This window comes from Kitasatospora sp. NPDC002543, from assembly GCF_053594915.1.
The window spans coordinates 25,375-31,677 of sequence record NZ_JBSFWR010000097.1 but is presented as its reverse complement, the minus strand read 5'-3'; the positions used below and the strand labels follow the sequence as shown (position 1 = coordinate 31,677).

The window sequence follows — 6,303 nt, the reverse complement described above, 5'->3', positions numbered from 1 at the left end:
TTCCGGCTGTCTGTGCGCCGCCAGGGACTCGAACCCCGGACCCGCTGATTAAGAGTCAGCTGCTCTAACCAACTGAGCTAGCGGCGCCTGCTGACGTGGAGAACATTACCTGGTCAGCGGCTGAAACTCACAATCGGCCCGGAGCGGGGAGCCGGCGCGCTCACATGGTCAGCACCACCTTGCCCCGCACGTGCCCGGCGCCGACCAGCCGGTGCGCCTGGGCGACCCGCTCGATCGGGAACGACTCCTCGACCTCCAGCCGCAGCCCGCCGGCCTCCCAGAGCTCCACCAGCGCGGCCAGCCGCCCCGCCGTCCGCTCGCCCCGCAGCCCCCGGACGCCCAGCCGCTCGGCACCCGGGTAGTCGACCACGGTGCCGATCCGGTCCCGGTCGGCGACCAGCTCGACGGAGGCCTCCAGGGCGCCCCGCCCGGCGGCGTCGAAGGCCGCGGTCACCCCCTGCGGCGCCACCGCCCGCACCCGCTCGACCAGACCCTCGCCGTAGGCGACCGGCACCGCGCCCAGCTCCCGCAGGTACGCGTGGTTGCGCTCGCTCGCGGTGCCGATCACCGTGGCGCCCAGGGCCCGGGCCAGCTGGACGGCGACGGTGCCGACCCCGCCCGCGGCGCCGTGCACCAGCACGGTGTCGCCCGGGCCGACGCCGAGCTCGGTGAGCGCCACGTGGGCGGTCTGGCCGGAGGCGGAGAGCGAGCCGGCCTGCTCCCACGGCATCCCGGCGGGCTTGGCCACCAGGCGGTCGGCGCCCACCGTGACCCGGTCGGCCTGGCAGCCCAGCACCCGGAAGCCCAGCACCTCGTCCCCGATCCGCCAGCCGTCGGTGTCCGGGCCGAGCGCGTCCACGACTCCGGCGAACTCGTTGCCGAGGACGAACGGGGGCTCGACCGCCGTCCCCGGCGGTCGGAAGCCCTCGCGGATCGCGAGGTCCACCGGCTGCACCCCGGCCGTGTACACCCGCACCCGCACCTCGCCCGGCCCGGGCTCCGGGTCGGGCACCTCCGTGACCCGCAGGACCTCCGGACCGCCGTTCCCCGTCACGGTGACAGCCTTCATCCCGTTCCCACCCCTTCTCGATCCTTCCGATGCCGATGATCCTGCGCCCTGAAGTGCGCTTGAGGTCAAACTGTTGTTCAGCGTGTCGACACGGATGGGCACATTGTCAGATTTATCCTGGACGGCGCTCAGCCGTCCGTCGTCGAGAGGAACCTCCCCGTGGGCCAGCTGCCCCTGTTCTTCCTGGTGCTGCTCGCCTCCGTGGTGACCATGCCGCTCGGGCGGAAGACCGGAGTGCCGCAACCGGTGCTGATGACGCTGCTCGGCATCGTCATGGCGCTGGTGCCGCAGATCCCGGACGTCACCATCGAGCCCGAGCTGATCCTGCCGCTGGTCCTGCCCCCGCTGATCTTCGCGGTGGCCAGACGCTCCTCGGTGCGCTACTTCAAGGCCAACGCCCGCTCGATCCTGCTGCTGGCGGTCGCCCTGGTGGTGGTCACCACCGTCGCCGTGGCCGGCACCGTGCACTGGCTGCTGCCCACCCTGCCGCTGGCCGCCGCGATCGCGGTCGGCGCGCTCGTCTCCCCGCCCGACCCGGTCGCCGCCGTCGCGGTGGCCGGCAGCGTCGGGCTGCCCCGCCGCCTGGTCGCGATCCTGGAGAGCGAGGGGCTGTTCAACGACGTCACGGCGATCGTCATCTACTCGCTGTCCATCGAGGCCATGGTCAGCGGCGACTTCTCGGCCGGTGACGCGGTGCTGCGCTTCGTGCTGTCCGCGGTGCTGGCCGTCGTGGTCGGCGTCGCGCTCGGCTGGGTCAACACCAAGCTCGCCGAGCGCCTGGACGACCCGACCCAGCAGGTCGCGCTCAACCTGCTGGTGCCCTTCGCCGCCTACACCCTGGCCGAGGAGATCCACGGCTCCGGCGTGCTCGCCGTCGTGATCTGCGCGCTCTACCTCGCCGAGCGGGCCTCCGACGCGGACGCCGTCGCCTACCGGCTGGTCGGCAACGCCTTCTGGGAGGTCGTCGAGATCCTGATCACCGGCGTCGCCTTCGGCCTGATCGGCCTGGAGCTGGCCACCGTGCTCAAGGAGGCCGGCAGCGGTTGGACGGGCTTCCTCGGCGACGCGGCCGTGGTCATCGCGGTGGTCGTCGGGGTCCGGCTGCTCTGGCTGCTGCCGGCCGGCTGGCTGTCGAAGAAGCTGCGCTCCGGCGACGAGGAGGACACGCCGTTCAGCTGGAAGGAGAGCGTGATCCTCTGGTGGTCCGGCATGCGAGGGGTGGCGACCGTGGCCCTGGCACTCGCCATCCCGCTCACCCTGCACTCCGGCGAGGACTTCCCCGAGCGCGGCCGGCTGGTCTTCATCGCCTTCAGCGTCGTGCTCTTCACCCTGCTGGTCCAGGGCCTCACCCTGCCCTGGCTGGCCAAGCGGTTCGAACTGGACATCGACCAGGACAAGCACGAGCAGGCCGTGCGCCAGCTCTGGTGGCGGGCCGCCAAGGCCGGGCTCACCAGGCTCGGCGAGCTGGAGGAGCAGGACCGGCTGCCCGCCGAGGTCGCCGACCGGCTGCGGGACCGCCAGCACGACCGGCTGGCCCGGCTCTGCCCGGAGAACTACGCCGAGGAGGAGGCCGCCGAGGCCAAGCAGCGGATGGCCCAGTGGCGGGCCGCCCGGGACGTCGAGCAGGAGATGATCGCGGCCTCCCGCCGGGAGATGCTCGCGGCCCGCAGCGAGCTCGGCGCCGATCCGGAACTGGTCGACCAGGTGCTGCGCGGACTCGACCTGCGGTCCGAGCGGAAGTGACGGGACGTCGCGACCCGTGGCTGCCGTCGCTGCCGTCTCGACCGTCGCGGCGGACCGGCTCGACCGGCTCCGGACCGGTTCGACGGGCCGTCGTGACGGGCCGTCCACTCCCCGTGGGCGCACTGCCCGCGCGCGCGGGGCGGAATGTGCGCGACCGGCTCCGGGGTTGCATAGGCTGAGCCCGGGCAGGCCGTCAACGGAGTCGGCGCACCACCAGTACCCGCACGACCTCGGCGAAACCCTCACGCCTGGCCCTGCCGGTTTCTGCACCCAGATGAATCGAGGACCCACCGATGTCGGAGACCCGCGCCGACGCCCGTACCCCGCTGGACCGCACCCCGCAGTGGGCCGCCCTGGCCAAGCACCGGGCCGAACTGGGCGACACCCACCTGCGTGAGCTGTTCGCCGCCGACCCGGAGCGCGGCCGCCGCTACACCCTCCAGGTCGGCGACCTGCACGTGGACTACGCCAAGCAGCTGGTCACCGACGAGACGCTGGAGCTGCTGCGCGAGCTGGCCGCCGCCACCGGCGTCGCCGGGCTGCGGGACGCCATGTTCCGCGGCGAGAAGATCAACAACACCGAGCACCGGGCGGTCCTGCACACCGCGCTGCGCGCCCCGCGCGGCGCCGTGATCGAGGTCGACGGCGAGAACGTGGTGCCGGCGGTGCACGCCGTCCTCGACAGGATGGCCGCCTTCGCCGACCGGGTCCGCAGCGGCGAGTGGAAGGGCCACACGGGCAAGCCGATCCGCACCGTCGTCAACATCGGCATCGGCGGCTCCGACCTCGGCCCGGCGATGGCCTACGAGGCGCTCCGCTCGTACGCCAAGCGCGACCTCGACGTCCGCTTCGTGTCCAACGTGGACGGCGCCGACCTGCACGAGGCGGTCCGCGACCTCGACCCGGCCGAGACCCTGTTCATCGTCGCCTCGAAGACCTTCACCACCATCGAGACCATCACCAACGCGGTCTCCGCGCGGGACTGGCTGCTCGGCGGCCTGGACGCCGGCACCGAGGCGGTGGCCAAGCACTTCGTGGCGCTGTCCACCAACGCCCAGGGCGTGCAGGACTTCGGCATCGACACCGCCAACATGTTCGAGTTCTGGGACTGGGTGGGCGGCCGCTACTCCTACGACTCGGCGATCGGCCTCTCGCTGATGATCGCCATCGGCCCGGACGCGTTCCGCGAGATGCTGGACGGCTTCCACCTGGTCGACGAGCACTTCCGCACCGCCCCGGCGGAGCGGAACGTCCCGCTGCTGCTGGGCCTGCTCGGCGTCTGGTACGGCGCGTTCTTCGACGCCCAGGCGCACGCGGTGCTGCCCTACTCGCACTACCTGTCCAAGTTCACCGCCTACCTCCAGCAGCTGGACATGGAGTCCAACGGCAAGTCGGTGACCCGCGACGGCACCCCGGTGGACTGGCAGACGGGCCCGGTGGTCTGGGGCACCCCCGGCACCAACGGCCAGCACGCCTACTACCAGCTGCTGCACCAGGGCACCAAGGTCATCCCGGCCGACTTCATCGGCTTCGCCAAGCCGGTCGCCGACCTGCTCCCCGGCCTGGTCGCCCAGCACGACCTGCTGCTGGCCAACTTCTTCGCCCAGACCCAGGCGCTGGCCTTCGGCAAGACCCCGGAGGAGGTCACGGCCGAGGGCGTGCCCGCCGAGCTCGTCCCGCACAAGACCTTCAAGGGCAACCACCCGACCACCACCATCCTGGCCGGCGAGCTGACCCCCTCGGTGCTCGGCCAGCTGGTCGCCCTCTACGAGCACAAGGTGTTCGTCCAGGGCGCGGTCTGGAACATCGACTCCTTCGACCAGTGGGGCGTCGAGCTGGGCAAGGTGCTCGCCAAGCGGATCGAGCCGGTGCTGCTCACCGGCGAGGGCACCGAGCGGCTGGACAGCTCCACCGCCGGGCTGGTCGCCCGCTACCGCGCGCTGCGCGGCCGCTGAGCCCCGGTCGGGCCGTCCGCTCCGGCGGGCGGCCCGACCGCTCGCGCCCCCGACGGAAACGCCGGAAGGCCCTCCGCTTTCGCGAAGGGCCTTCCGGCTGTCTGTGCGCCGCCAGGGACTCGAACCCCGGACCCGCTGATTAAGAGTCAGCTGCTCTAACCAACTGAGCTAGCGGCGCCTGCTGACAGAGAAGACTCTAGCAGCGCCGTGCGGCCGAGCCAAAATCGAATACCGGCCGCCCCGCGTTCACCCCCCGGTCACGACGGCCGTTCCGGCCGGAGCCGGCGCGCCCGGCTCCCGCGCCGCCCGGACACAGGCCCAGAGCACCACCGCGGCGCCCGGCAGCCGGGGAGTGCGCTGCTCGGGTGCGACGATCCACCGGCCGGCGCCCCGCCCGGGGGAGTCCGGACCGCTCACCATCCGCTGCAGGGGCGGCACGGTCACCGCGTCCCCCTTGCCGTGGCACAGCAGCGGCGGCACGTCCCGGGCCCACTCCTCCCAGGCGAGCAGCCGGCGCAGCCGGGGCGCCGCGCCCGGCTGGACGAACAGCAGCATCCGCCCCCGGTGCACGGCCACCGGTCCGCAGCCGGGACCGGACGCCCACAGTTCGTCCAGCACCCGGCGGCCGAACAACGCCGGCATGCTGATCACGTCGAAGGCTCGCCCGCAGGGCAGCACCGAGGGCGCCCACGGACGGCTCTCCCACAGGGCGCGCATGCTGCGCGGGTACTCGCTGGCGGAGGCGAGCCAGGCCTCCCCGGCCGCGCCGACGCACTCCACCGAGGGGTGCATCACCGACGGGTACATCGCGGTTTGCCGCGTCACCGACTGCTGCGTCCAGATCTCCACGGAGAGCAGCCTGCGCGGCGCGCGCCTCCGGCGGGACGGAAAGCGCGGTTCGCCGGACAGCGCGGCGGGGGACGGCGTACCCTTCCCCGCCGCGCATATGCCAGGGGCCCGTGCCCGGCGGCGGGCGGGAGGCTCAGTCCTCGTGCCGGCGCGGCTGGAGCAGGGTGCGGCCGTACTCGATCATCTTGGCGGCGTAGTCCGGGGTCCAGTCCGCCCGCCGGGCGACCTCGGCGTCGGACAGCGCGTCGAACCGGCGCGGGTCGGCGAGCTGGGCGGCGGCGACCGCCTGGAAGTCCGTGGCCCGCTCGGCGGCGGCCCGGAAGGCCAGGGCCAGCTCCGTGGAGCGGCGCAGCAGCTCCGCCGGGTCCTCGATCGACTCCAGGTCGAAGAATCGTTCCGGCTCGGGTTCGGCGGACTGCGGCTCGAACAGCAGCTGCACCGGACGCAGGCGCCTGGTGGGCTCGGTCGACTCTGGGGAGTCGGGCATGGACGGACACCTCCGGGTCTCGGGTGGGGGTGGTTCGAATCTGCGCCGGGCCGCGCCGCCCGGTCGTGGCCGCCGTCCATTGTCTCGCGGCGGTGGCCGGTAGCGGAACGGTGCGCACGCGAGCGCTATTCCCCGGCGCGCGCCGGGCGCACGACTCGTGCGCCGCGCTTCCGGATCGCGTGCGAACCGGTTGTCCCGGT

5 protein-coding genes and 2 tRNA genes are annotated in these 6,303 nt (G+C 73.0%); 2 read left to right on the top strand and 5 right to left on the bottom strand.

Features of this window, described 5'->3' with window-relative positions:
* Window positions 1–13: 13 nt before the first annotated feature.
* Window positions 14–87: transfer RNA gene (locus ACWD4P_RS30435), tRNA-Lys, on the bottom strand.
* 73 nt (window positions 88–160) lie between these two features.
* Complete coding sequence (locus tag ACWD4P_RS30430) at window positions 161–1,069, bottom strand: NADP-dependent oxidoreductase (RefSeq protein ID WP_449781857.1); 909 nt, start codon at window positions 1,067–1,069, stop codon at window positions 161–163.
* Between the two features lie 159 nt (window positions 1,070–1,228).
* On the opposite strand from ACWD4P_RS30430, the gene ACWD4P_RS30425 reads away from it, so the two are divergent.
* Entirely contained in the window at window positions 1,229–2,812 is a 1,584-nt protein-coding gene (locus ACWD4P_RS30425; protein ID WP_359821429.1) for a Na+/H+ antiporter, read from the top strand.
* 293 nt (window positions 2,813–3,105) lie between these two features.
* Window positions 3,106–4,767: a glucose-6-phosphate isomerase gene (pgi, locus tag ACWD4P_RS30420; RefSeq protein ID WP_449781856.1), complete on the top strand. Its 1,662-nt coding sequence runs from the start codon at window positions 3,106–3,108 to the stop codon at window positions 4,765–4,767.
* A gap of 104 nt (window positions 4,768–4,871) precedes the next feature.
* Here pgi and ACWD4P_RS30415 read toward each other — a convergent pair.
* From ACWD4P_RS30415 to ACWD4P_RS30405, 3 genes are all read right to left on the bottom strand, one after another.
* Window positions 4,872–4,945 (bottom strand) — tRNA-Lys (locus ACWD4P_RS30415).
* A 68-nt stretch (window positions 4,946–5,013) separates the two neighbouring features.
* Window positions 5,014–5,616, bottom strand: a complete 603-nt coding sequence (locus tag ACWD4P_RS30410; protein WP_449781855.1) for a bifunctional DNA primase/polymerase — start codon at window positions 5,614–5,616, stop codon at window positions 5,014–5,016.
* A 133-nt stretch (window positions 5,617–5,749) separates the two neighbouring features.
* Window positions 5,750–6,103 carry a hypothetical protein gene (locus ACWD4P_RS30405; protein ID WP_359821424.1) on the bottom strand — a complete coding sequence of 118 codons (354 nt, stop codon included), beginning with the start codon at window positions 6,101–6,103 and terminating at the stop codon, window positions 5,750–5,752.
* Window positions 6,104–6,303: the final 200 nt, after the last annotated feature.